Annotated in this window: 24 protein-coding genes; 8 read left to right on the forward strand and 16 right to left on the reverse strand. The window is 62.3% G+C overall.

From position 1 onward, the window contains the following. Positions 1-39: 39 nt before the first annotated feature. Positions 40-690, forward strand: a complete 651-nt coding sequence (locus ACE04I_RS22535; protein WP_046794779.1) for a glutathione S-transferase family protein — start codon at positions 40-42, stop codon at positions 688-690. 98 nt (positions 691-788) lie between these two features. Then, positions 789-1,502, forward strand: coding sequence for a sulfate transporter family protein (locus ACE04I_RS22540; RefSeq protein ID WP_046794778.1), 714 nt, complete (start codon positions 789-791; stop codon positions 1,500-1,502). Here ACE04I_RS22540 and ACE04I_RS22545 read toward each other — a convergent pair. Then, positions 1,499-1,924 (reverse strand): VOC family protein, encoded by a 426-nt coding sequence (locus ACE04I_RS22545; RefSeq protein WP_046794777.1) that lies wholly within the window; start codon positions 1,922-1,924, stop codon positions 1,499-1,501. The two genes, ACE04I_RS22540 and ACE04I_RS22545, sit on opposite strands and share 4 nt — an antisense overlap. A 92-nt stretch (positions 1,925-2,016) precedes the next feature. On the opposite strand from ACE04I_RS22545, the gene ACE04I_RS22550 reads away from it, so the two are divergent. Continuing rightward, positions 2,017-2,583, forward strand: coding sequence for a TetR/AcrR family transcriptional regulator (locus ACE04I_RS22550; protein ID WP_046794776.1), 567 nt, complete (start codon positions 2,017-2,019; stop codon positions 2,581-2,583). On the opposite strand, the gene nth is transcribed toward ACE04I_RS22550, so the two are convergent. Then, entirely contained in the window at positions 2,542-3,327 is a 786-nt protein-coding gene (nth, locus tag ACE04I_RS22555) for an endonuclease III (protein WP_046794775.1), read from the reverse strand. The genes ACE04I_RS22550 and nth overlap by 42 nt on opposite strands. Positions 3,328-3,349: 22 nt before the next feature. Here nth and ACE04I_RS22560 point away from each other — a divergent pair, with 22 nt between their 5' ends. Beyond that, positions 3,350-3,847 (forward strand): DUF2244 domain-containing protein, encoded by a 498-nt coding sequence (locus tag ACE04I_RS22560; protein WP_046794774.1) that lies wholly within the window; start codon positions 3,350-3,352, stop codon positions 3,845-3,847. A gap of 85 nt (positions 3,848-3,932) precedes the next feature. After that, a complete protein-coding gene (locus ACE04I_RS22565; RefSeq protein ID WP_046794773.1) occupies positions 3,933-4,814 on the forward strand; it encodes a methylated-DNA--[protein]-cysteine S-methyltransferase in 882 nt (293 codons plus the stop codon). 140 nt (positions 4,815-4,954) lie between these two features. Here ACE04I_RS22565 and ACE04I_RS22570 read toward each other — a convergent pair whose 3' ends face one another. Beyond that, positions 4,955-5,953, reverse strand: a complete 999-nt coding sequence (locus ACE04I_RS22570; RefSeq protein WP_046794772.1) for a sugar-binding transcriptional regulator — start codon at positions 5,951-5,953, stop codon at positions 4,955-4,957. A gap of 204 nt (positions 5,954-6,157) precedes the next feature. On the opposite strand from ACE04I_RS22570, the gene tal reads away from it, so the two are divergent. Next, on the forward strand, positions 6,158-7,123 hold the full coding sequence (gene tal, locus ACE04I_RS22575; protein WP_046794771.1) for a transaldolase: 966 nt from the start codon (positions 6,158-6,160) through the stop codon (positions 7,121-7,123). Between the two features lie 77 nt (positions 7,124-7,200). On the opposite strand, the gene ACE04I_RS22580 is transcribed toward tal, so the two are convergent. The 7 genes from ACE04I_RS22580 to ACE04I_RS22610 form a co-directional block, all read right to left on the reverse strand. Next, positions 7,201-7,995: a class I SAM-dependent methyltransferase gene (locus ACE04I_RS22580; protein ID WP_046794770.1), complete on the reverse strand. Its 795-nt coding sequence runs from the start codon at positions 7,993-7,995 to the stop codon at positions 7,201-7,203. Positions 7,996-8,104: 109 nt separating this feature from the next. Next, positions 8,105-9,400 (reverse strand): MFS transporter, encoded by a 1,296-nt coding sequence (locus tag ACE04I_RS22585; protein ID WP_046794769.1) that lies wholly within the window; start codon positions 9,398-9,400, stop codon positions 8,105-8,107. Positions 9,401-9,476: 76 nt separating this feature from the next. Beyond that, positions 9,477-9,878 carry a MarR family winged helix-turn-helix transcriptional regulator gene (locus ACE04I_RS22590; RefSeq protein ID WP_046794768.1) on the reverse strand — a complete coding sequence of 134 codons (402 nt, stop codon included), beginning with the start codon at positions 9,876-9,878 and terminating at the stop codon, positions 9,477-9,479. 40 nt (positions 9,879-9,918) lie between these two features. After that, positions 9,919-10,767, reverse strand: a complete 849-nt coding sequence (locus ACE04I_RS22595; protein ID WP_046794767.1) for a metal ABC transporter permease — start codon at positions 10,765-10,767, stop codon at positions 9,919-9,921. Further along, positions 10,764-11,627, reverse strand: coding sequence for a metal ABC transporter permease (locus ACE04I_RS22600; RefSeq protein WP_046794766.1), 864 nt, complete (start codon positions 11,625-11,627; stop codon positions 10,764-10,766). Before ACE04I_RS22600 ends, ACE04I_RS22595 begins: the two co-directional genes overlap by 4 nt. Then, complete coding sequence (locus ACE04I_RS22605; protein ID WP_046794765.1) at positions 11,608-12,501, reverse strand: manganese/iron ABC transporter ATP-binding protein; 894 nt, start codon at positions 12,499-12,501, stop codon at positions 11,608-11,610. Before ACE04I_RS22605 ends, ACE04I_RS22600 begins: the two co-directional genes overlap by 20 nt. Then, positions 12,498-13,388, reverse strand: a complete 891-nt coding sequence (locus ACE04I_RS22610; protein WP_046794764.1) for a metal ABC transporter substrate-binding protein — start codon at positions 13,386-13,388, stop codon at positions 12,498-12,500. Before ACE04I_RS22610 ends, ACE04I_RS22605 begins: the two co-directional genes overlap by 4 nt. A gap of 215 nt (positions 13,389-13,603) precedes the next feature. Here ACE04I_RS22610 and ACE04I_RS22615 point away from each other — a divergent pair, with 215 nt between their 5' ends. Further along, entirely contained in the window at positions 13,604-14,245 is a 642-nt protein-coding gene (locus ACE04I_RS22615; RefSeq protein WP_137326630.1) for a hypothetical protein, read from the forward strand. A gap of 33 nt (positions 14,246-14,278) precedes the next feature. Here ACE04I_RS22615 and ACE04I_RS22620 read toward each other — a convergent pair whose 3' ends face one another. From ACE04I_RS22620 to ACE04I_RS22635, 4 genes are all read right to left on the reverse strand, one after another. Then, a complete protein-coding gene (locus ACE04I_RS22620; RefSeq protein WP_046794763.1) occupies positions 14,279-14,521 on the reverse strand; it encodes a hypothetical protein in 243 nt (80 codons plus the stop codon). Between the two features lie 135 nt (positions 14,522-14,656). Next, positions 14,657-16,153, reverse strand: coding sequence for a lysine--tRNA ligase (lysS, locus tag ACE04I_RS22625; protein WP_487207616.1), 1,497 nt, complete (start codon positions 16,151-16,153; stop codon positions 14,657-14,659). A 174-nt stretch (positions 16,154-16,327) separates the two neighbouring features. Then, a complete protein-coding gene (gltX, locus tag ACE04I_RS22630) occupies positions 16,328-17,785 on the reverse strand; it encodes a glutamate--tRNA ligase (protein WP_046794761.1) in 1,458 nt (485 codons plus the stop codon). Positions 17,786-17,901: 116 nt separating this feature from the next. After that, the gene (locus ACE04I_RS22635) at positions 17,902-19,674 is read right to left on the reverse strand and encodes an SLC13 family permease (RefSeq protein ID WP_046794760.1); all 1,773 of its coding nucleotides are present in this window, start codon (positions 19,672-19,674) and stop codon (positions 17,902-17,904) included. Between the two features lie 155 nt (positions 19,675-19,829). On the opposite strand from ACE04I_RS22635, the gene ACE04I_RS22640 reads away from it, so the two are divergent. Beyond that, on the forward strand, positions 19,830-20,375 hold the full coding sequence (locus tag ACE04I_RS22640) for a glutathione peroxidase (RefSeq protein ID WP_487207617.1): 546 nt from the start codon (positions 19,830-19,832) through the stop codon (positions 20,373-20,375). Between the two features lie 180 nt (positions 20,376-20,555). On the opposite strand, the gene ACE04I_RS22645 is transcribed toward ACE04I_RS22640, so the two are convergent. Both ACE04I_RS22645 and ACE04I_RS22650 read right to left on the reverse strand, forming a co-directional pair. Then, positions 20,556-21,314 carry a TerC family protein gene (locus ACE04I_RS22645; RefSeq protein ID WP_046794758.1) on the reverse strand — a complete coding sequence of 253 codons (759 nt, stop codon included), beginning with the start codon at positions 21,312-21,314 and terminating at the stop codon, positions 20,556-20,558. Between the two features lie 97 nt (positions 21,315-21,411). After that, entirely contained in the window at positions 21,412-22,107 is a 696-nt protein-coding gene (locus ACE04I_RS22650) for a TetR/AcrR family transcriptional regulator (RefSeq protein WP_046794757.1), read from the reverse strand. Positions 22,108-22,219 lie beyond the last annotated feature (112 nt).

A 22,219-nucleotide genomic window follows, 5' to 3' on the forward strand; every position in this document is an offset into this window, starting at 1 on the left:
CCGGCCGTCTTCAAGGCAGGCAAGCCATGGAGAACAACGATGACCATCACCATTACCGCCTTTGAACGCTCCCCCGATCGTGGCAACGGCCTGGCGCGCGACATGCGCGTTCGCTGGGCGCTCGAAGAAGCAGGGCAGCCCTACGACGTTCGCCTTGTTTCGTTCAAAACCATGAAGGAACCCGCGCATCTCGCGCTTCATCCATTCGGGCAGATCCCGACCTATGAGGAAGGCGATCTCGCCCTCTTCGAGTCGGGCGCGATCGTGCTCCATATCGCCGAGCGCCATGGGAGCCTCTTGCCGGACGATGCGAATGCCCGGGCGCGGGCGATCATGTGGATGTTTGCCGCGCTCAACACGGTGGAGCCGCCAGTCTTCGAGCGCGCCCTTGCCAGGATACTCGAGCGTGACGAGCCCTGGTACGAGCAGCGCATGCATGCCCTGGAGAAGGACATACGGAAGCGGCTGGACGGCCTTTCCGGTCACCTCGGCGATGCCGATTGGCTCGATGGTGCGTTCAGCGCCGGTGACCTGCTGATGGTGACGGTGCTGCGCCGGTTGCAGAGCTCGGATATACTGGACGAATATCCGAACCTCTCCGCCTATGTCGCCCGCGGCGAAGCGCGGCCCGCATATAAGCGTGCTTTCGACGCTCAGTTGGCGGTTTTCACCGGCGCATCGACGGACTGACGAGGGGCGCTTTGGACCCGGAGCGAGCTAATTCGCGGATCGCCTTGCCGCTCCGGCTTCTCCCACCTACATCTCTGCGGCCACACACGGAGACGCCGATGATCCTCGACGCTGCGAGACTTTCGCTTGCCAACCTCTTCGCGCCGGAGACGCGCGCCGTCTTCTGGAAGACGCTGGGGCTCACCATCCTCGTTCTCATCGGCGTATGGTTCGGCCTGCGCGAGCTTTTCGCCTTTTATGCCTGGCCATGGCTCGCGGGCTTCTTTCCGGCCACGCCGGATTGGACGGGCTGGTTCACCTTCTTCGCGGCGATCCTCGCCAGCATCGGCCTGGCGCTCGCGTTGGCGCTGCTGATCGCGCCGATCACCGCGCTGATCGCCGGCCTTTTTCTCGACGACGTGGCGGAAGTGGTGGAAAAGCGCGACTATCCGAACGATCCACCCGGCAAGGCCATGCCGCTCGGTGAGGCGATCGCCAGTTCCATCAAGTTCTTGGGCGTGGTGATCGTCGGCAATATCGTCGCGCTCCTGCTGCTCTTCATTCCGGGCGTTAATCTCGTCGCCTTCTTCCTGGTGAACGGCTATCTGCTCGGGCGCGAATTCTTCGAGTTCGCGGCCATGCGATTCCGCCCGCCGGTCGAGGCTCGTGCCTTCCGGTCGAAACATTCCTCCACCGTCTTCATGGCGGGGCTCCTGATCGCCTGTTTCCTGGCGATCCCGATCGTCAACCTTTTGACGCCGCTCTTCGCGGCGGGCCTCATGGTACATCTCCACAAGGCGATCTCCCGCCGCGATCCTTCCTTTAAAGCCTAACCCGGCAGCGCCGAAGCCTCATACATGGCCGCGAATTCGGCGCTCGGCGGGATCGGCTTGACGATGTCGATCAGCACGCCGTTCGGATCGGCGATGATGAAATGCCGCTGGCCGAAATCCTCGTCGCGGATATCCAGCCGGATCGGCAATCCGGCCTTCTTCAGGCGCTCGTAAATCGCATCCACATCCTCCACCTCGAAATTGAGGATGAGGCCGGAGACCTTGCCGCGGCCGTCTTCCGGGATCGTTTCATGGCTGCCGTCGAGGATCGCCAGCGTCACATGCTCGCTCTCCTTCGATTGCAGGTGCACGTACCAATCAGCAGTGAACAGCGCCTCGAAAGCGAAATGCTCCTGATAGAAGGCTGCCGTGGCGGCCACGTCGTCTGTCATGATGACGGGATAGTAGCTCGTGCATTTCATGGCTTTCACTCCCTCGTTCCTTAAGATACATTCGGTCTGTATGTTTTCTTATAAATACATTCTGTTTGTATGTAAATGGGGAAGGAAAGAAAATGCCGCGCAGCAACCGCGAACGCACCGATGCCACCCGCGCGGCCCTCCTTGATGCCGCACGGGCACTTTTCGTGGAAAAGGGTTACGCCGAGACCGCCACGCCGGATATCGTCGCGGCGGCGAACGTCACACGCGGCGCCCTCTATCACCATTTCGAAGACAAGAAGGCGCTTTTTGCCGCTGTGGTGGAGCGCGAGGCGGCGGAAGTGGGCAAGGCGATCGAGGAAAGGTCCGCCGATGCGACGTCGGCACGGGATGCGCTGCTGCAGGGCGCCTCGGCCTATTTCGATGCCATGGCGGTGCCCGGCCGCACGAAGCTTCTGCTGCTCGAAGCGCCGGCGCTGCTTGCCGACGAACCGGCCGAGGCCAGCCTCAAGATCGGGCTTTCCGAGCTGCTTGCGGGCACCGAAAGCCAAAGGCTTCTCGATCCGCTGACGGCGCTGATCTCGGCTGCCTTCGACCGCGCGGCGATCGCCATCGATGCCGGGGAAAGCCGGAAGGATTACGAGGCGGCGATCGCGGCCCTACTCGACGGCCTCGGCCACGCCGATCTGCTGGGGCGGTAGTTCCACCAGAGGGGCCGGCACATCGCAGGTCTTTTCCGGCGATCGACAGAGATCGGCGATGACGCAGCGCTCGCATTCCGGCTTGCGCGCCTTGCAGGTGTAGCGACCATGCAGGATCAGCCAATGATGCGCGTGATAAAGATACTGGTGGGGAATGACCTTGAGGAAATGTTCCTCCACCTCGTCCGGCGTCCTGCCGGGGGCGATCAGAAGCCGGTTGGCGATGCGGAAGACATGCGTATCGACGGCGAGCGTCGGGATGCCGAAGGCCATGGACATCACCACATTCGCCGTCTTGCGGCCGACGCCCGGCAGCCGCATCAGCTCTTCGCGGGTCTTCGGCACTTCCGAGCCGAATTCGTCTATCAGCATGCGCGAGAGCGCGATCACGTTTTTCGCCTTGTTGCGGTAGAGGCCGATTGTCTTGATGTACCGGGTCACGCCTTCCTCGCCGAGCGCCAGCATCTTTTCCGGCGTGTCGGCCACTTTGAAGAGCCCGCGCGTCGCCTTGTTGACGCCGGCATCGGTCGCCTGCGCCGAAAGCGCTACCGCCACCACCAGCGTGAAGGGGTTCACATGCTCGAGCTCGCCCTTCGGCTCCGGCCGCTGCACGGAAAAGCGGCGGAAGATCTCCTCCAGCTCGGCTTTCGAATAGGCGGACTTATACCGCTTCGGCTTGCGGGCCGTAGCACCGTTTGACTTTTGTGACATGCTGATGCTGGATTTGGATTTCGGAGTCGCCATATCCGTCTAATACCCAGCTTGCATGAGGGAAAGCAACGTGGACGTTTCGGAAGACAGGCCTGTTTTCGCCGCCGAGCTCACGCCTCACCGTTCGCTCGGCCGGAAGGGTTTTCGCGTGCTGCTCGTTCTTTCCGGCGGCATCTGCTTCCTCTACGGCGTCTTCTTCATGGCGACCGGCGCCTGGCCGATCGGCTTCTTCTTCGGGCTGGATTTCCTGCTGCTCTATGGAGCTTTCAAGCTGAGCTACTGGTCGGGCAAGGCGCGCGAGGAAGTCAGCGTTTCGCGCACCAATCTGTCGATCCGCAAGTTCTCGCCACGTGGGCGCATGGTGGAGCACCGTTTCAACCCGTTCTGGGCGCGCTTCCGCGTCAACCGGCACGAGGAATTCGGCATCACCTCCATGCAGGTGACGGGCGAGGGACGCGGAACGGATGTCGGCTCCTTCCTCAACCCGGATGACCGCGAGAGCTTCGCCAAAGCCTTCGGCGGGGCGCTCGCGACGGTGAAACAGAAGCTGTAGAAACGTGCAAAATGAGGGAAATCGGCAAGAAACGGGTGGTTTTGACGGTCCTTAGCGATCATTTTAGGGGCAAAGGAGAAAGACCATGAATGCTCTTGCCCAGATCGACGCACCCGCCATCGACGTGACGCCGGATGGCTCCGATTACGAGACCGTGCGCCGCGTGATCGAGATGATCACGCTCGATTATCGCGATCAGCCGTCGCTGGAGGCGATCGCCGCCGAACTCGACCAGTCGCCGACCCAGCTCCAGAAGGTCTTCACCCGCTGGGCGGGCCTGTCACCCAAGGCCTTCCTGCAGGCGGTCACGCTCGACCATGCCAAGCGGCTGCTCGGCAAGGAGGGCCTGCCGCTGCTGGAGACCTCCTACGAACTTGGCCTTTCCGGCCCCGGCCGGCTGCACGATCTCTTCGTCACCCATGAGGCCATGTCGCCCGGCGAGTGGAAGGCGCGCGGCGAGGGGCTCACCATCCGCTACGGCTTCCATCCCTCGCCCTTCGGGATAGCGCTGGTCATGGCGACCGATCGCGGCCTGGCCGGCCTCGCCTTTGCCGATCAGGGCGGCGAGAAGCCCTGTTTCGAGGATATGGCCCGCCGCTGGCCGAATGCGAATTTCGTGGAGGACCGCGAAGATACCGCACATTACATTCGCCGCATCTTCGACCGTTCGAAATGGTCGGCCGAGCAGCCGCTGAACGTCGTGCTGATCGGCTCGGACTTCCAGATACGCGTCTGGCAGAGCCTGTTGAAGATCCCCTTCGGCAAGGCGGTCACCTATTCCGACGTCGCGCGCGATATCGGCCAGCCGAGCGCCAGCCGCGCGGTGGGCGCCGCCATCGGCCGCAACCCGCTTTCCTTCGTGGTGCCCTGTCACCGGGCGCTCGGCAAAAGCGGCGCGCTCACCGGCTATCACTGGGGTCTCACCCGCAAGCGGGCGATCCTCGGCTGGGAAGCGGGGAATGCTTGAGTTTCTGAAATCCCCTCCCCAGCCCCTCCCCACAAGGGGAGGGGCTTGACTGCCCCGTTCTCCGGTCGCTGTTGAGGTGAGGTCGTGCCGCGGGTTTTCTCCCCCCCTTGTGGGGGAGATGGCCGGCAGGCCAGAGGGGGTCACACTACGGCCCTTGTTTCAGCTTCCGCCAGCCTCAACAGCTCCCGTGCCGCGCTCTCGTCGGTAATCAGCGTATTGCAGCCGATCCGCCGGATGGTGGCGCGGATGGCGACCGCCCGGTGCGCCCCACCGGAGGAGAGCACGATGTGCCGGGCCTTCTTCAGCGTGTCGAGATCGATGGACATCACCCGCTCATTGATCGGGTGGGCGATCGACCGGCCTTCGGCATCGAGGAAGTTGAACATGGTGTCGCAGACGCAGCCGGCGGCGATCAAATCCTGAAGTTCCCGCTTCGAAATGAAGCCTTCCGAAAGCGAGGTCGAATGCGGGCCGATATCCCCGCAGCTCACCACCGCAAGGTCGAGGTTTTCTGCCAGATTGTAGAGGGTCTTCAGCCCGCATTCCTCGATCAGCGCCCGCTTGGTGGCGACCGAATCCACCAGGAGCGGCGCGAGGAACATGTAGCATTCCGCATCGAGCTGGCTTGCGAGCCGCCAGGTGTAATCGATCGGGTTGGTCTGGTGCACGGCGACGATCCCGCCGAGCAGGGAAACCACCTTGCAATCCTGGCGCCGCGGCGGACGGAAGCTTGCGAGCGAGGCCGTCATGGTTCGGCCCCAGCCCACCCCGAGCGTCATACCGTCCTGCACGACTTCCGACAGGAACTGCCCGAGAGCCAACCCTACCGCGCTTGCCATCGCCGCCGGGCTGTCATCGCGCGGCGCGGGCACGACGATTGCCTCATCCAGGCCATAGGCCTGTTCCAGCCGGGTCGAAAGTTCCACGCAGCCGTCGATGCCCTCGCTGATCCAGATCTGCACCTCGGAGCGCTTCAGCGCCTCGTCGAGCATGCGGATCACCGTCGAACGGCTGATGCCGAGCCTTTCGGCCACGTCCTTCTGCGTCAGGCCCTGGTTGTAATAGAGCCAGGCGGCCCGCAGCCTCAGCGAGGCGGCGTCGGAATATGCGGTGTGGGTTTCCCGTCTAAGCCTTGCCAAAACACCTCCGATATCTTTCCGCCCTGGCGGAAGCCTCTATCTTTCCCGATAAAGGCCATGATATCACCACAGGTGAAACATATGTCAATTCCGATGTACAAATGTCTTGACTTCCCTGCGGCTCGCAGACGATAGTTTGTGCAGGGCGCCGGGGGAGCAAAATCGCGCGACAGGCGTTTTATCTCCATATCGAGGACTATTCGGATGACGTCGAAACTTGAGCAACTTCGTTCCATGACCACGGTCGTCGCCGATACCGGCGACATCGAAGCGGTCGCACGCCTGAAACCGGTGGATTGCACCACGAACCCCACGATCGTGTTGAAAGCGCTTGGCACGCCGGCCTTTGCCGACAAGGTGAAGGACGCGATCGCCTGGGGCCGCAAGCAGGGCAGCCAGGACGATGCGGTCGTCGCGGCGGTTGCCGACAGGCTCGCCATCGATGTGGGTGCGGCGCTTGCGGAAATCGTGCCCGGCCGCGTATCGACGGAAGTCGATGCCGACCTCTCCTTCGACACCGAAGCGTCGATCGCTAAGGCGCGTTCGATCATCGCCGCCTACAAGGAGCGCGGCATCGAGCGCGAGCGCATTCTCATCAAGCTCGCCTCCACCTGGGAAGGCATTCGCGCGGCGGAAGTGCTGCAGCGAGAAGGCATCGACTGCAACCTGACGCTTCTCTTCTCCATGGCACAGGCAATCGCCTGCGCGGAAGCGAAGGTCTTCCTGATTTCGCCTTTCGTCGGCCGCATTCTCGACTGGTACAAGAAGTCGACCGGCCAGGATTACACCGCCGAGACCGATCCGGGCGTCGTTTCCGTCCGTCAGATCTACAACTATTACAAGGCGAACGGCATCTCCACGATCGTCATGGGCGCATCGTTCCGAAACATTGGCGAGATCGAGGCTCTGGCCGGCTGCGATCGTCTGACGATCAGCCCCGCGCTTCTGGAAGAACTGGATAAGGCCGACGGCACGCTCGACCGCAAGCTTTCGCCGGAAACCTTCAAGGCCGAGCCGCTCCAGTCGCTCGACGAGAAGCAGTTCCGCTGGGCGCTCAACGAGGACCAGATGGCGACGGAAAAGCTTTCCGAAGGCATCCGCCTCTTCGCCAAGGATCTTGTGGCGCTGCGCAGCATGGTCAAGAAGGAACTGACGCTCGCTGCGGCTTGAGCGAGCAGAAGGTACTGAAAGGCAAAAGGCCCGGATCGCTCCGGGCCTTTTCTTTTTGGCGGGATGGCGCCTATGGCCTAAGCTTTTCTGCTGAGGAACAGGCCGGTCTCCTTCCTAGCCTCGAGCACGCCGCCGCCACGTTCGAAGGCTTCGGCAATCGCCTCGCGGAAGGCGGCGAGCTGCGTTTCGCTTGCGCCGTCTCCCGGCGGGTAGGATGTCAGCGCCAGGAACACGTCCTCCGGCTCGGTGATCCGCATGCGTGCCGGATGCTCGGAGAAAGTAACGTTGCCGAACTGAGCGGCCATCAGTTCCTCGGCCTTCTGGTACCCGAAAGCTGCGCCGCCGGGATCAACCGGCGAGCTACCGAAAACGGTCGTCAGTTCGTAGATTTCGCGCATGTTGCCGATACCGTTTGTCGTTACCGCAAGCACGCCGCCGGGTTTCAGGACGCGAAACATTTCCGCCATTCCGGTAACTGGATCGGGCACATGGTAAAGCATGTGCATGGCGATGACGGCATCGAAAGAACCGTCATCGAAAGGGAGGGCGGTGACCTCGGCCTGCCGGCCTGCCACTGAACCGAAGGGCAAGGTCCGGCAGCGGTTCACCGCTTCCTCGACCATGCCGGCAGACTGGTCGGCCAATGTCAGGTCGAGATTTCCGGGCACATCGCCGATGACGGAAGCCCAGAACCAGCCGGGTCCGCAGCCGATATCGAGAACGCGATCACCGGGATCAAGCGGGAGTTGCCGTGCGACCCAGGAAAACCAGCCGATCTCCGCGATCGTATATTCCCTGTTGAGGCGCCCGCGGGCCGCGAGCCTGCGGCTGTCGGCATATTGTGCGGCGGTGCCTGAGACGATCGACGACATGGTTCCTCCAGTCCGAGCGGTAGTTCTTGCGTCGAATCTGGCGGCGAATTCTGTCTTTGGCAACAGGCCTCCCGGCGGCCGCGATTTGGCCGCCAGGAGCTTGGATGGGTCAAGCCGCCTGCGGCACTGCCGTCGTGGAGCCGGGCTTTCTGAGCAGCAGGACCGAAATCGCCGCGATCATGCAGGCGACGCCGGCGATCTGCAGTGCGGGCATGTAGGTATTGAAGTCGCTCTTGAAGAAGCCCGCGCCGAAGGCAGCGGTCGCCGCGCCAAGCTGATGGCCCGCAAACACCCAGCCGAAGACGAGGCCCGCCTTTTCGCGGCCGAAGTTCTCCGCCGCGAGCTTTACGGTCGGCGGAACGGTCGCCACCCAGTCGAGCCCGTAGAAGACCGCGAAGATCGACAGTTCCACGAAGCTGAAGCCCGAGAAGGAGAGATAGATCAGCGACAGACCGCGCAGGCCGTAGAACCAGAAGAGCAGGAAACGGTTGTCGAACCGGTCGGATAGCCATCCGGCGAAGATCGTGCCGAAGAAATCGAAGATGCCGATGACGGCAAGCGTGCCGGCGGCCGTTACCGCTGCCATGCCGAAATCGCCGCAGATCGAGATCCAGTGAGTTTGGATCAGGCCGTTGGTCGAAAGTCCGCAGACGAAGAACGTGCCGAACAGAACCCAGAAAACGGGGTTGCCGGAGACGCTGTACAGGGTGACGATCGGGGAAGCGAGCGTCGTCAGCAGCTTGTGGTCCTGCTTCGGGGGCTTCGAAACCGTCGTTTCGCCATAGGCCGGCAGGCCGACATCCGCCGGGTAGTCGCGCATCAGCAGAAGCACGAGGACCATGGCGGTGGCGATGATGGCGACCGCAAGCGTCAGCGCGGTGCGCCAGCCATAGGCTTCGGTGAGGGCCGCCAGAATAGGGAGAAAGACGAGCTGGCCGGTAGCGTTGCTCGCCGTCATCAAACCGACGACGAGACCGCGGCGCTTCGAAAACCAACGGGCGGCGACGGTTGCGCCCAGAACCAGCGCCGTCATGCCGGTGCCGATGCCGATGACGACGCCCCAGAGCAACAGCAGTTGCCAGACCTCGGTCATGAAGAAGGACGCGACGATGCCGAACATGATCATGCCGAGTGCCGTCGAAACCACCTGGCGGATGCCGAAATGGTTCATGAAGGCGGCGGCGAAAGGCCCGAGCAGGCCGAAGAGCACGAGACGGACCGCCATGGCCGAGGAAATATCGGCGATATCCCAGCCGAATTCCTGGTGCAGCGGCTGGATCATCACGCCTGCCGAGCCCATGGCGCCCGCCGTCGCCAGCATGGTGAGGAAGGTGGTGGCGGCGACCACCCACCCGTAGTGCAGGTTTCTGCCGGCCATCCATCGGGCGGCGCTGGTGGAGATCATCTTGTCGTCCCTTTCCTGATCGTTGCCGCGGCTGCAGCGGGATTTGCGGGTATATGCCCGCTTTTGAATAAAAGAATCAGAGCTCCTTGAGCAGCTCCAGCAGTTGCCTCGTCTTGTCCGGCCCGAGCCGAACCTCGATATCTTCCTGAACGCCGTCCCAGAGGGGCGCGCCTTTCTCGAGCAGATGGCGGCCCTTTTCGGTCAAGGTCAGCATGGCTTCCCGCTGGTCTTCTCCGTGACCGATCGCGACCAGACCCATGCGCTCCAGCACTTTCGCATTGCGGCCGACTGTCGACCGATCGAGATCCACCTTGCCGGCAAGCTCGGTGAGCGAGACGGGCGCCAGCCGGTTGATATTGCGTAGCAGGCTGAACTGGCCGATGTTCACGCCGAGCGGAGCCAGCGCCTCGTCATAGTAGGACGAGACCTTCCGGGAGGCTTGGCGCAGCACGATGCAGTGGCAGGTTTCGCTTGGCATGACGCGGGTATATACCCGCGACTTGAGCTGCGCAAGAGGGTCAGCGCGAACTTGCCGTGCGGGCCGTCATGGTGGTCTTCACGAAAGCGAAGATGAAGAGCGCGGTCATCAGAAGAACGATGGTCGGGGCAGGGGCGCTGTCGAGGAAGAAGCTCACATAGATGCCGAGAACGGAAGAGCCGGCGGCAATCGCCACGGCCGTCAGCAGCATGGCGGTGAAGCGGCGTGTCAGGAGGAAGGCGATGGCGCCGGGCGCTACCAGCATGGCCACAGACAGGATGATGCCGACCGCCTTCAGCGCGCCGACGACGGCGAGCGAGAGCACCGCGAGCAACCCGTAATGCAGAAGCCGGACGGGCAGACCTATCGCCCTCGCATGCTGTTCGTCGAAGGAATGCACCAGCAGGTCCTTGCGCAGGATGACGAGGAAGAGTGTTGCAACAAGCGCGATCAGCCCCGTCTCCACGAGATCGGAAGGCAGGATGCCGAGCATATCGCCGAAGAGGATATGGTCGAGGTGCACGTCAGACTGCACCTTCACGAACAGCACCAGACCCAGCCCGAACATGCCGGAAAAAACGATGCCGAGCACCGTATCTTCCTTGATGCGGCTGTTCTCCTTGAGGAACCCCGTCGCCAGCGCGCAGATCATGCCGGCCACAAAGGCGCCGATCGCAAACGGGATCGACAGCATATAGGCGATCACCACACCTGGCAGCACGGCGTGCGAGACCGCGTCGCCCATCAGCGACCAGCCTTTCAGCACCAGGAAGCAGGAGAGCATCGCCATGGGTATGGCGATCATCAGCGTCACGATGAAGGCGCGCTGCATGAAATCGATCTGGAAGGGGAAGGTCGCGAGATCGATGAAATCGAGAAAGCCGCTCATGATGTCGTCTCCTTGAGCGTCCTGCGCAGCCGTCGGCGGGCGGCCAGCATGCCGTGCTTGGGCGCAAACAGGAAGGCGATCAGGAAGAGCGCGGTCTGCAGCACGACGATGATGCCGCCCGTCGCGCCGTTCAGGAAATAGCTGAGATAAGCGCCGATGAAGCTCGTGGCCGCGCCGATCACCAGCCCCAGCAGGATCAGCCGCTCGAACCGGTCGGTGAGCAGGTAGGCGGTCGCGCCCGGCGTCACCACCATGGCGATGACAAGGAAAGCGCCGACCGTCTGCAGCGCCGCGACGGTGGAGGCCGAAAGCAGCGTAAAGAACAGCACTTTCAGGAAATCCGGATTGAGGCCGATGGTGCGGGCATGGTTCTCATCGAAGAAGGCCACCATCAGATCCTTCCATTTCAGCGCGAGGACGGCGAGGCTGACGCCGCCGATGATGACGAGCTGCAGCGTATCGGCCGGCGTGATGGCGAGGATATTGCCGAGAACGATGGTCTGGATGTTCACCGAGGTCGGCGAGAGCGACACCATGAAGAGGCCAAGGCCGAAGAAGGAGGTGAAGATGAGGCCGATAATGGCGTCTTCCTTGAGCCTTGTTCGCTGGTTGAGGAAGAGCATGGCGCCGGCCGCGAGCCCGCCGGAAATGAAGGCGCCGAGCGAAAAGGGGAGGCCTAGCATATAGGCGCCGGCAACGCCCGGCACGATGGAGTGGGAGAGCGCATCGCCGATCAGCGACCAGCCCTTCAGCATCAGGTAGGCGGAGAGAAAGCCGCAGACGCCGCCGACCAGCGCGCTTACCCAGATGGCGTTGGTCATGTAGCCGTAGGTGAAGGGTTCAAGAAGCGTCTGGAGCATCCGCCTTCTCCTTCGGCTTGTTGCCGTTGCTGCCATAGGTCACGAAGGGGCGCTCGTCGTCGGTGATGACCTTCACGCGCCGCTCGTCGGCATCCTCGTGCAGGTCGGAGCCGCCGAGGATGAAGTGGCGCAGCACGCCGCCGAAGGCCTTTTCCAGATTGGCCTCGTTGAACGTGTCCTCCGTCTTGCCGTAGGCGAGCACGGTGCCCTTCACGAAGACGGTGCGGTCGCAGAAATCCGGCACGCTGCCGAGGTTATGGGTGGAGACCAGCATCACCCGGCCCTCGTCGCGCAGCGATTTCAGGAGCGTGACGATCTGCTCCTCGGTCGTCACATCGACGCCGGTGAAGGGCTCGTCGAGCAGGATGATCTGCCCCTCCTGGGCGAGCGCGCGGGCGAGAAAGACACGTTTCCTCTGGCCGCCGGAAAGCTCGCCGATCTGGCGCTTACGATATTCTTCCATGTTCACGCGCCGCAGCGCCTGGGTCACCATCTCGTGGTCGCGGCGGGAAGGAATGCGCAGGAAATTCATGTGGCCGTAACGGCCCATCATCACCACGTCCTCGACGAGAACCGGAAAGTCCCAGTCCACCTCCTCGGCCTGCGGCACATAGGCGACGAGGTTCTTCTTCAGCGCCTCGCGGGCGGGCATTCCGAGAATTTCCACCGAGCCCTCGGCCAGCGGCACGAAGCCCATGATCGCCTTGAAGAGCGTCGATTTGCCAGCCCCGTTAACGCCGACGAGCGCGGTGATCGTGCCGCGCGGAACAGTGAAGCTCGCCTGCCGCAGGGCCGTGAGGCCCGTGCGGTAGGCGACCGTGATGTTGTCGATCCTGAGGCCGGCGCTGGCCGGCCTCGTCTTTCCCATCATCATTGGGCAAGTCCCTTTGCAATGGTCTCCGAAGTGACGCGCAGAAGGTCGAGATAGGTGGGCACCGGCCCGCCTTCCTCGCTCAGCGAGTCGACATAGAGAACGCCGCCATATTTCGCTCCGGTCTCGCGGGCGACCTGCTCGGCGGGCTCGGCGGAAACCGTGCTTTCGCTGAAGATCACGTTGATCTTGTGCTCGCGCATGGCGTCGATCACGGCCTTCACCTGTTGAGGCGTGCCCTGAGCGTCGGCATTGACCGGCCAGAGGTAAAGCTCCTTCAGGCCGAAATCACGGGCAAGATAGGAGAAGGCGCCTTCGCTCGTCACCAGCCATCGGTGATCCTCGGGAAGGGCGGCGAGCTCGTCGCGGATCGGCTGGATCGCGGCGCGGATCTTGTCCGTATAGGCCTTGGCGTTGGCGGCATAGACTTCCGCATGGGCGGGATCGATCTCCGTCAGCCCCTTGCGGATGTTCTCCACGTAGATGACCGCATTTTCCGGTGACATCCAGGCATGCGGGTTGGGCTTGCCCTGATAGGCGCCGCCGGCGATCGACATGGGCTCCACGCCGTCGCTCACGGTGATGCTCGGCACGTCGCCGAGATTGGTGAGGAATTTTTCGAACCAGAGTTCGAGGTTCAGCCCGTTGCGCAGCACGAGGTCCGCATCGCGGGCGCGCAAAAGGTCGCGCGGGGTCGGCTGGTAGTTATGGATTTCAGCGCCAGGCTTGGTGATGCTTTCCACATCGGCCGCATCGCCGGCGACATTCTTCGCCATGTCGGCGATGACGGTGAAGGTGGTGACCACTTTCGGCTTTTCTTCCTGCGACCAGGCGGCAAGCGGGGAAAGAAGCAGGGCGGCAAAGGCAATAACGAACTTCCTGGCACCCATGGCGGGCTGAACTCCTTTTGCAATTCATTCGCAATCCAAACTAGCGACCTTTTTCGTGCTGTCAATGCTATTGCAACTCATTCGCAAAAAGGAAGTTCCAGAAAATACGAACCGCGGATGAATTAAAGCTTCCTCAATTAGAATGCGGCAGGATCGCTCCGTTCCATGACCTTTGTGTTGCGTAGATTGGAGTTGACCATGCCGGAGTCCGGCCCGTGAATGTCCGGAGATTGAATTTCTCGCGGACGCTCTTCCTCGCCTTCGGCGGCGTTCTCGTGCTTTGCAGCGCAAGCGGAACGGCGGCCGTATTTATCGGCGCCGACCGGCTTCTCGGTCCATCCTTTTCCGGGACGAACGGCCTCAAATGCACCACCGTCCAGACCGCCCGGATCAAGCGGGACGGCACGTATTGGGTGCGCAAATACGTGACGGCGGACAAGCGGGCCGACGGTATGTCGCGGGTGAGGACGGCGTTGCGCGTGGCTCGTAGCGTTCAGGCGCATGAAAAGGCGGATCTCGTCCAGGTCACGGTGCTCGACCCTGCCGGTCCGAAGGACCGAGCGCTGATGCGCGGAAGGATGATCGGCGCGCAGGTCGTCTACATTCCCGATCTCTCGAAGGTGCCGGAAGGCGCCGCCTCGCAAGTCTATACCGCCTATTATCTCGACGGTCCGGCGAGCGAGGCCGGAGAATATTACGGAATCCGCTTCGATCTTCCGCTGGAGGACGTCAAGCCGATGGTGGCGGCGTTTACCGACGATGCGGATTGCATCGATCCGAACGCGGTAGCGGTGACGGCGGAGCATGGCGCGCCGGTCACCGCTCATGGAGAGCCTGTGCCGGGGCACGACGGCTGACGGGAATTCGGGCTCGGGTAGAGCTTGCCGGCGTCAATCGTCATAGGCGCGATATCGCCGGAGCCGCTCGCTTTCGTAGCGTCGTCCGTCGTCGCGGGACACGCGTTTGCGGACGTAGCGTTCGCAGTAGCCGTCTTCACAATGGGTTTCGACCAGCCGCTCCCGCACGACACCGTTGTCGGATGAGCTGTTGGAACTCGAGTTCGACGACTGGCTTCCGGCCAGAGCCGGGCTTGCGGTCATCGCGGCGGCGGCAAGCAGGACAAGCGTTCGCATGACCTTCTCCTTCCATTGCAACATGGTCGGCCTTCGGCGCTGAACCGGCGATGAACGCAAAAGAAAAGGCTCGCGCGCCTTCAGACGCACGAGCCTTCAGTCATTCGAATTGTACGTCTTGCAGCCGAGACCGGCTCAATCCGCCTTGGCGCGACGCGCCGGGAAGAGGATCACGTCGCGGATCGAGGGAGAATCCGTCAGCAGCATCACCAGCCGGTCGACGCCGATGCCGAGGCCCCCGGCGGGCGGCATGCCCTGGTCCATGGCGTCGAGGAATTCGTCATCGAGCTGCTTGTCCTTTTCGCCGCGGACATGGGCCTGATCGAGCTGCTCCACCATGCGGCGGCGCTGCTCCTCCGGATCGTTAAGCTCGGAGAAGGCGTTGCCGAGTTCCCAGGTGTTGCAATAGGTCTCGAAGCGCTCGACGAGGCGCGGCTCGCCCGGCACTTCCTTGGCAAAGGGCGAGATGTCCTTCGGAAAATGCGTGACGTGGGAAGGCTGGATCAGCGTGCCCTCGACCTTCTCCTCGAAGATGAAGGCGAGGCATTCGCCCCAGGTCCAGTCCTTCTCCACCTCGAAGCCGGCGCCCTTGGCAGCGGCGCGGGCTTCCTCGTCGGTTTTGATCGCGAGGAAGTCTATGCCGGTCGCTTCCTTCACCGCGTCCGGCATCGGAACGCGCTTGAACGGGCCCTTGAAGGAGAGCTCCTTGTCCTGGAACTTGAACTCGGTGGAACCGTGGATGCTCATGGCGAGCTGCGCGAACATGCGCTCCACGAGGTCCATCATGTCCTCGTAATCCGCATAGGCCCAGTAGCACTCCATCATGGTGAATTCCGGATTGTGCCGGGTGGAGACGCCTTCGTTCCTGAAATTGCGGTTGATCTCGAACACCTTGTCGGTAAGCCCCGAGACCAGCGTGCGCTTCAGGAACAGTTCCGGCGCGATGCGCAGGTACATGTCGAGCTTCAGCGTGTTGTGATGCGTCTTGAAGGGCTCGGCCGTGGCGCCGCCGTAGATCGCCTGCAGCATCGGCGTCTCGACTTCCATGAAGCCGTCGTTTTCCATGAAGCGGCGGATGCCGGAAACGATCTTCGAACGCTGCTGGAAGCGGAGCTTCGATTCCTCGTTGGTCATGATGTCGAGATGGCGCTTGCGGTAGCGCAGCTCGATATCGGAAAGACCGTGCCACTTCTCCGGCATGGGCAGCAGCGACTTGGTGAGCATGATGATCGACTGGGCGTTGATCGACAGCTCGCCGCGCTTGGTGCGCCGCACGGTGCCGGTGATGCCGATGATGTCGCCGATATCGATCATCGGAAGCATGTCACGGGCTTCTTCCGGCGTCACATCCTTGTGGGAGAAGATCTGGATCTTGCCGGATGCGTCATGGATGTCCATGAACATGCCAGAATTGCGCGAGGAATAGACGCGGCCGGCGACCGTCACGACATCCTGCGTTTCCACGTCCGCCTCGAGGTTCTGGTATTTCTCCGCGAGTTCCGCATTGGTCATGGTGCGGTGGAAATGCGCCGGATAGACGTCGCCGATCTTCTCACGCAGGAGCTTGAGCTTCTGGGCGCGGACTTCCGTCGCGTCGGAGGAGAGGGCGGTTTCGGTCTTTGTTTCGGTCATCGTGTTTCGCCTTTAGGCAAGTTTGTCTTGTTTCGCCGGTGCGGCTGGCTGGGCTTAACCCTCCCCCTTGTGGGGAGGGTCGGAGCGAAGCGACGGGGAGGGGTTTCCGACTAGGAAAGAAAGACCCCTCCCTAACCCTCCCCACAAGGGGGAGGGAACCCGTCGCGCATGCCTTTACTTTCCTTCACCCACCATCTGCGCCACTACCGTCGCGGCCACCTTGAGCCGCTGGCGCACGACCGAGCGGCCGAGCAGCGCCATAGAGTCGAACAGCGGCAGCGAGCGCGAGGACCCGGACATGGCAACGAAAAGCGGCGGGGTAACGACGCGCAGCTTCTTGCCGAGCTTGTCGGAAACGGCGCGCAGTTCCGCATCGATCGTCTCGACATTCCATTCCAGGATCTTTTCGAGATCGGCCTGCACGGTGTTGAGGATCTCCAGCGTCTCGGCCGGGCTGGTCTTCAGACCCGCGAAGGAGGCCGGCGCCAGGCCGACATCGCTCGAAAGCAGGAAGCCCGCGAGCTGCGGCAGTTCACCGAGCTTGGAAATGCGGCTCTGCGAAAGCTTCAGGCCTTCCGTCAGGCGGCTGTTTTCCGATGCCCATTCGAGCGTGCGCGCCACGAATTCCTCCGGCGACAGCTTCTCGCGCAGCCAGCGGCCGTTCAGCCAGTCGAGCTTCTGGATATCGAAGATCGCGCCGGCCTTGGAGAGGTTGTCCGGATCGAACTTCTCCGCCAGCTCCTCCATAGAAAGAAGCTCCTCGCCCTCGGCAATCTGGATGAAGAAGAGGCCGAGGAAGTTCATCAGCGCTTCCGGCAGATAGCCGAGCGCCGAATAGTAGGAGATCGAGGTCGGGTTCTTGCGCTTCGAAAGCTTGGACTTGTCGGCATTGCGCATCAGCGACAGATGCATGAAGACCGGCTGTTCCCACTCGAAATAGCGGTAGAGCAGGATGTGCTTCGGCACGGACGCCAGCCATTCCTCGCCGCGCGCCACATGGGTGATCTTCATCAAGTGGTCGTCGATGACGTTCGCCATGTGATAGGTGGGCATCCCGTCGGCTTTGATCAGCACCTGCATGTCGACCGAATCCCACGGGATCGAGACATCGCCGTAGACGCCGTCATGGAATTCGCAGTTGCCCTCGGTCGGGATTTTCATGCGGATGACGGAGGCTTCGCCTGCGCCCAAGCGCGCGGTCACTTCCTCGGCCTTGAGGTTGAGGCAGAGACCGTCGTATTTAGGCGGCTTGCCGCTAGCGCGCTGCGCCTCGCGCATCTGTTCGAGCCTTTCCGGCGTGCAGAAACAGCGGAAGGCATGACCCTTGTCCAGAAGCTCCTGGGCATAGGGCTGGTACATCGCCTTGCGGTCGGACTGGCGGTAGGGGCCATAGGGGCCTCCGACATCGGGACCTTCCGCCCAGGTCAATCCCGTCCAGCGCAGCGCGTCGAGCACTTTCTGTTCGAATTCCGGCGTCGAGCGCGTCGCATCGGTATCCTCGATGCGCAGGATGAACTCGCCGCCCATCTTCTTGGCGAAGAGATAGTTGAAAAGCGCGATGTAGACGGTGCCGACATGCGGTTCGCCGGTAGGCGAGGGGGCGATGCGGACGCGCGGGGTCGGATTGATCATGAATTGTCGCTCGATTTCAGGCGCCTCAGCGGCGCGTGCATGCTTGCGGGAATGTCGATTTGGGCAGGCCTTAGCGCATATTCAGCCGCGGGCGTCAAGGTTTTTGGCCGGCATGGCTACCCTACCGGCCAGACATAGAGCAGCGCCGGCACGCTGACGAGCACGATGATGAACGAAAGCGGCAGTCCAAGGCGTGGATAATCGGAGAACCGGTAGCCGCCCGGCCCGAAGACCAGCGTGTTGCACTGGTGGCCGACGGGAGTGAGGAAGTCGCAGCCCGCGCCGATCGCCACCGCCATCAGGAAGGCCTCCGGCTTGAAGCCGAGATTGGTGGCGAAGCTCGCCGCGATCGGCCCCATCACCAGCACCGTCGCGGCATTGTTGAGAAAGGGGGTGACCGCCATGGTCGTCACCAGGATCAAGCCCAGCGCGCCCCAGGCGGGCAGGCTTGCCGCGGCATTGCCGAGCCAGCCGGCGATCAGCTCGCTACCGCCGGTGGTGCGCAGCGAATCCGAAACCGGGATCAGCGCCGCGAGCATGACCAGGATCGGCCCGTCGATGGACTTGTAGATGTCGGCAAGCGGGATGGCGCGGAAGACCAGCATGCCGAGCGCGGCCACGAAGAATGCCACCGAGACCGGAGCGATGCCGACCGCCGTCGCCGCCATGGCGAGCGCCAGGATGACGAGCGGAATGAAGGCGCGGCGGCGCGTGCCGAGCAGCACTTCGCGCTGGGCGAGTGGCAGCAGCGAGAAATCCTGCAGCACGGCGGTCAGGTTCCTGCGGTTGCCCTGCAGAACCAGAATGTCGCCGGCCATCAGCGTTATGCTGCCCAGTCGCTCGGTGAGCCTTTCGCCGCGCCGGCTGATGGCGAGCAGGTTGACGCCGCGGGTGTAGGAGAGCGCAAGTTCCCTGGCCGAGAGCCCTTTCAGCGAGGATTCCTGCGAAATGATCGCCTCGACGGAAATGATGTCGGCCTGTACCTGGCCCCGCTCCGTCAGCGGTTTCCCGGAGAGTTTCAGCCTGCCGCTCGAAACCGTGCGGTCGAGTGCTGCCGACGAGCCCTCCAGCAGCACCACGTCCCCCTCTTTCAGCGTGAGGTCCGGGAAAGGCGACATGCGGGTGGTGCCGCGCAGCACGGCTGTGGCGATGACCTCTCCGTCGCCGAGCTTCAGGAGCGCGCTGACAGGCTTTTCCACTACGGAGGACTGGGCGGTGACGGTGACTTCCGACGTATAGTTGGCGATCTCCATGACGTCTTCGATGGACGTGTTCTGCTTCGTGCGGCTCGGCACCAGCCAGTGAAAGAACAGGAGAAAGGTGACGCCGACGATCGTCAGCAGCGCGCCCATCGGCGTGAAGTCGAACATGGTGAAGGAGGTGCCGGTCATCTCCTCGCGAAGCCGCGAGACCACGATATTGGGCGAGGTACCGATCTGCGTCATCAGCCCGCCGAGCAAGGCGGAAAAGGCCATCGGCATCAGGTAGAGCGATGGCGAAACCCCGGAGCGTCGCGAGAACTGGAAGGCGACCGGCATCATGATCGCCAGCGCCCCGATATTCTTGATGAAGGCGGAAAGCACGGCGACGACGATCATCAGCAACGCAAGCTGGGTGCGCACCGAATTCAGATTGGGGAAGAATTTCTTGATGGCGGTATCGACCACGCCGGAACGGGCCACGCCGGCGCTGACGATCAACGCGCTGCCGACGATGATGACGATATCGTCCGAAAATCCGGAAAACGCCTTGTCGAACGGCACGACGCCCAGCACGACGGCCAGAACCAGCGCACAACAGGCAACGACATCATAGCGGAAACGATCCCAGATGAAGACCGCCATCATCGCGGCGATGACGGCGAAGGCGAAAATCTGGTCTGTGGTCATGCTGCTCCGGGCGGTGAGGAAGTGATGGGGCTGTCGGCGGGATACTTGCCGCTTTTGCGTCGGTTATCAATGCCATGGTGCGTGCAGTCACGTTGCTGGACATTCGGCGGGAGCCGGATAACTTGGCCCGGCCGCATGTTTAATGGAGATTGCGAATGAGTGGAATTCTGGAAGTGCCGGTAAAGCTTGCCGATGGGCGCGAGACCTCGCTCAACGAGTACAAGGGCAATGTCCTGCTCGTCGTGAACGTCGCCTCGAAATGCGGGCTGACCAAGCAATACGAAGGCCTCGAGAAGCTTTACGAGGACAAGCGCGAGCGCGGCTTCGTCATCGCTGCTTTTCCGGCCAACAATTTCAAGGGCCAGGAGCCCGGCACGGATGCCGAAATCGTCGAATTCTGCACCTCCACCTATGACGTGAAGTTCCCGATCTTTTCCAAGGTTTCGGTCAAGGGCGAGGACAAGCATCCGCTGTACAAGCAACTTACGGCATCCGGCACGCCGGTGACCGGGGATGGCCCCATGAAAGAGCGTCTGCGCAGCCTCGGCATGGAGGTTGCCGACGACAACGAAATCCTCTGGAATTTCGAGAAGTTCCTGATCGGCCGCAACGGCGAGATCGCCGCCCGCTTCGCGCCGGACGTGACGGCCGACGACAGCCGCCTCGTCTCGGCGATCGACCGGGAACTGGCGCGGAGATAAGGGCTTTTACCCTCCCCTTGAGGTGGGGTCCGGAGGACGGGGCGAGACACGCGGCTCGCCCCTGAGAACCGGAGGTCCGGGGTGGGGTGACCCGTAATATGTGCGAGTAGCGGTCTATGGGTTTTGTCACCCACCCGCCGCTTTGCGGCGACCTCCCCCCTCAAGGGGAGGTGAGAGGCATCAATGCACCGTCGTCTGCCCTGCCTTCTTTTTTCTCTCCCGGGCGTTGCGCGCCCACATGTTCAGGACCTCGACCAGCGCCGAGAAGGCCATAGCGGCGTAGACATAGCCCTTCGGCACATGGAAGCCCATGCCCTCGGCGATCAGCGTCGTGCCGATCATCAGCAGGAAGGCGAGCGCCAGCATCACGATGGTGGGGTTACGCTCGATGAAGTTGGCGAGCGGGGTTGCCGCCAGCAGCATCACGGTGACCGCCGCGATCACGGCGACGAACATGATCGGCACATGCGGAGTCATGCCGACGGCGGTGATGATGCTGTCGATCGAAAAGACGAGATCGAGGATCAGGATCTGTGTGATCGCCGAGCCGAAGGTCATGGCCGCGGTGCCGCCGACCATGTCTTCCTTATGATCGACGGGATCGACGGTGTGATGAACTTCCTTGGTTGCCTTCCAGACGAGGAAGAGACCGCCGGCGATCAGGATCATGTCCTTCCAGGAGAAGGCGTGATCGAACAGCGTGAAGACCGGCTGCGTGAGCTGGACGATCCAGGCGATGGTGCCGAGAAGCGCCAGGCGCATGATGAGAGCAAGCCCGATGCCGATCTTGCGTGCCCTGTCGCGATGCTCGGGCGGAAGCTTGTTGGTGAGGATGGATATGAAGATGAGGTTGTCGATACCCAGTACCACTTCCATCACCACCAGGGTGACGAGCGCCACCCAGGCGGTGGGGTCTGCGACGAGCGCTGCGATATCCATCCAATGTCCCTTTCTCGATCACAAGGCATATTGCCCCGTCCGATTTAAGGATCGGCGTGAATAAGACAAGGGGAAGTTGCGGCGGAACCGCCTGAATTCAGGCTGGTTCCGCCATTTTCACCATTGCGGGTTTCTCGACAGTGCCATAGGCGGCCATGAAGACCTTCACGGCACTTCTCACCACCCGTTCGAGTTCTTCCTTCGGCGGCACGTCGTTGAGTTCGCCGAACAGGCGGAACTTGAAGAACATGCCGCTGGAAAGCTCGATGAACTGGCGCGCCGCCAGGTCCGTATCCTCGACCTTCAGCGTGCCCAGCATCACATGCCGCTCGATAAAGGCTTGCAGCACTGTGCGGATGTTCGCCGGTGAGCTGAAGAACTGCTGACAGAGCCCCGGCATGCGATCGACCACTCCGGTCATCGTCCGCATCGCCCTGATGACGCCGGGCGAGGTGGTGTGAGCCGCAAAGCCCATGCCGAAGCGGAAGAGGCCGTCCTCGACTTCCTCGCTGCCCTGCAGCACGTCCTGCATCGCAGAGGTGATGCGTTGCCGCTCACGCTCCACCATCGCCGCGAAAAGGTCTTCCTTGTTCTGGAAGTAGACGTAGATGGTGCCTTTCGAGACGCCCGCCTCGCGCGTGATGTCGTTCATGCTGGCGGCATCGAAGCCGAGTTTCATGAATATGCGCTTGGCGCCGTCAATGATCTGCTCGCGTTTGGCCGGGTCCTCGCCTGCGGCGAAACGGCCCGGCGGGCCCTGCCCGCAGAGCTCGTCCTTTCTCGTTCTGGTCATGTTTCATGCCCCTTTAACTTTTTCGAACCGATCGGTTCGATTTGCCCTTGATATGTGGTACCGAAGGGCCTATGTCAAGCGGCGCTGAACCGAACGGTTCGATTGAGACAAG

The sequence above is a fragment of the Rhizobium moroccans genome (genome assembly GCF_057559155.1).

Coding starts and splice junctions, on each gene's coding strand:
- nth (WP_046794775.1), bottom strand. CDS start 3,327: ATGGCGACTCCGAAATCCAAATCCAGCATCAGCATGTCACAAAAGTCA.
- ACE04I_RS22640 (WP_487207617.1), top strand. CDS start 19,830: ATGAGTGGAATTCTGGAAGTGCCGGTAAAGCTTGCCGATGGGCGCGAG.
- ACE04I_RS22620 (WP_046794763.1), bottom strand. CDS start 14,521: ATGCGAACGCTTGTCCTGCTTGCCGCCGCCGCGATGACCGCAAGCCCG.
- ACE04I_RS22610 (WP_046794764.1), bottom strand. CDS start 13,388: ATGGGTGCCAGGAAGTTCGTTATTGCCTTTGCCGCCCTGCTTCTTTCC.
- ACE04I_RS22600 (WP_046794766.1), bottom strand. CDS start 11,627: ATGCTCCAGACGCTTCTTGAACCCTTCACCTACGGCTACATGACCAAC.
- ACE04I_RS22635 (WP_046794760.1), bottom strand. CDS start 19,674: ATGACCACAGACCAGATTTTCGCCTTCGCCGTCATCGCCGCGATGATG.
- lysS (WP_487207616.1), bottom strand. CDS start 16,153: ATGACCGAAACAAAGACCGAAACCGCCCTCTCCTCCGACGCGACGGAA.
- ACE04I_RS22590 (WP_046794768.1), bottom strand. CDS start 9,878: ATGCCAAGCGAAACCTGCCACTGCATCGTGCTGCGCCAAGCCTCCCGG.
- ACE04I_RS22585 (WP_046794769.1), bottom strand. CDS start 9,400: ATGATCTCCACCAGCGCCGCCCGATGGATGGCCGGCAGAAACCTGCAC.
- ACE04I_RS22565 (WP_046794773.1), top strand. CDS start 3,933: ATGAATGCTCTTGCCCAGATCGACGCACCCGCCATCGACGTGACGCCG.
- ACE04I_RS22545 (WP_046794777.1), bottom strand. CDS start 1,924: ATGAAATGCACGAGCTACTATCCCGTCATCATGACAGACGACGTGGCC.
- ACE04I_RS22550 (WP_046794776.1), top strand. CDS start 2,017: ATGCCGCGCAGCAACCGCGAACGCACCGATGCCACCCGCGCGGCCCTC.
- ACE04I_RS22540 (WP_046794778.1), top strand. CDS start 789: ATGATCCTCGACGCTGCGAGACTTTCGCTTGCCAACCTCTTCGCGCCG.
- ACE04I_RS22605 (WP_046794765.1), bottom strand. CDS start 12,501: ATGATGATGGGAAAGACGAGGCCGGCCAGCGCCGGCCTCAGGATCGAC.
- ACE04I_RS22650 (WP_046794757.1), bottom strand. CDS start 22,107: ATGACCAGAACGAGAAAGGACGAGCTCTGCGGGCAGGGCCCGCCGGGC.
- ACE04I_RS22595 (WP_046794767.1), bottom strand. CDS start 10,767: ATGAGCGGCTTTCTCGATTTCATCGATCTCGCGACCTTCCCCTTCCAG.
- gltX (WP_046794761.1), bottom strand. CDS start 17,785: ATGATCAATCCGACCCCGCGCGTCCGCATCGCCCCCTCGCCTACCGGC.
- ACE04I_RS22560 (WP_046794774.1), top strand. CDS start 3,350: ATGAGGGAAAGCAACGTGGACGTTTCGGAAGACAGGCCTGTTTTCGCC.
- ACE04I_RS22580 (WP_046794770.1), bottom strand. CDS start 7,995: ATGTCGTCGATCGTCTCAGGCACCGCCGCACAATATGCCGACAGCCGC.
- ACE04I_RS22645 (WP_046794758.1), bottom strand. CDS start 21,314: ATGGATATCGCAGCGCTCGTCGCAGACCCCACCGCCTGGGTGGCGCTC.
- tal (WP_046794771.1), top strand. CDS start 6,158: ATGACGTCGAAACTTGAGCAACTTCGTTCCATGACCACGGTCGTCGCC.
- ACE04I_RS22535 (WP_046794779.1), top strand. CDS start 40: ATGACCATCACCATTACCGCCTTTGAACGCTCCCCCGATCGTGGCAAC.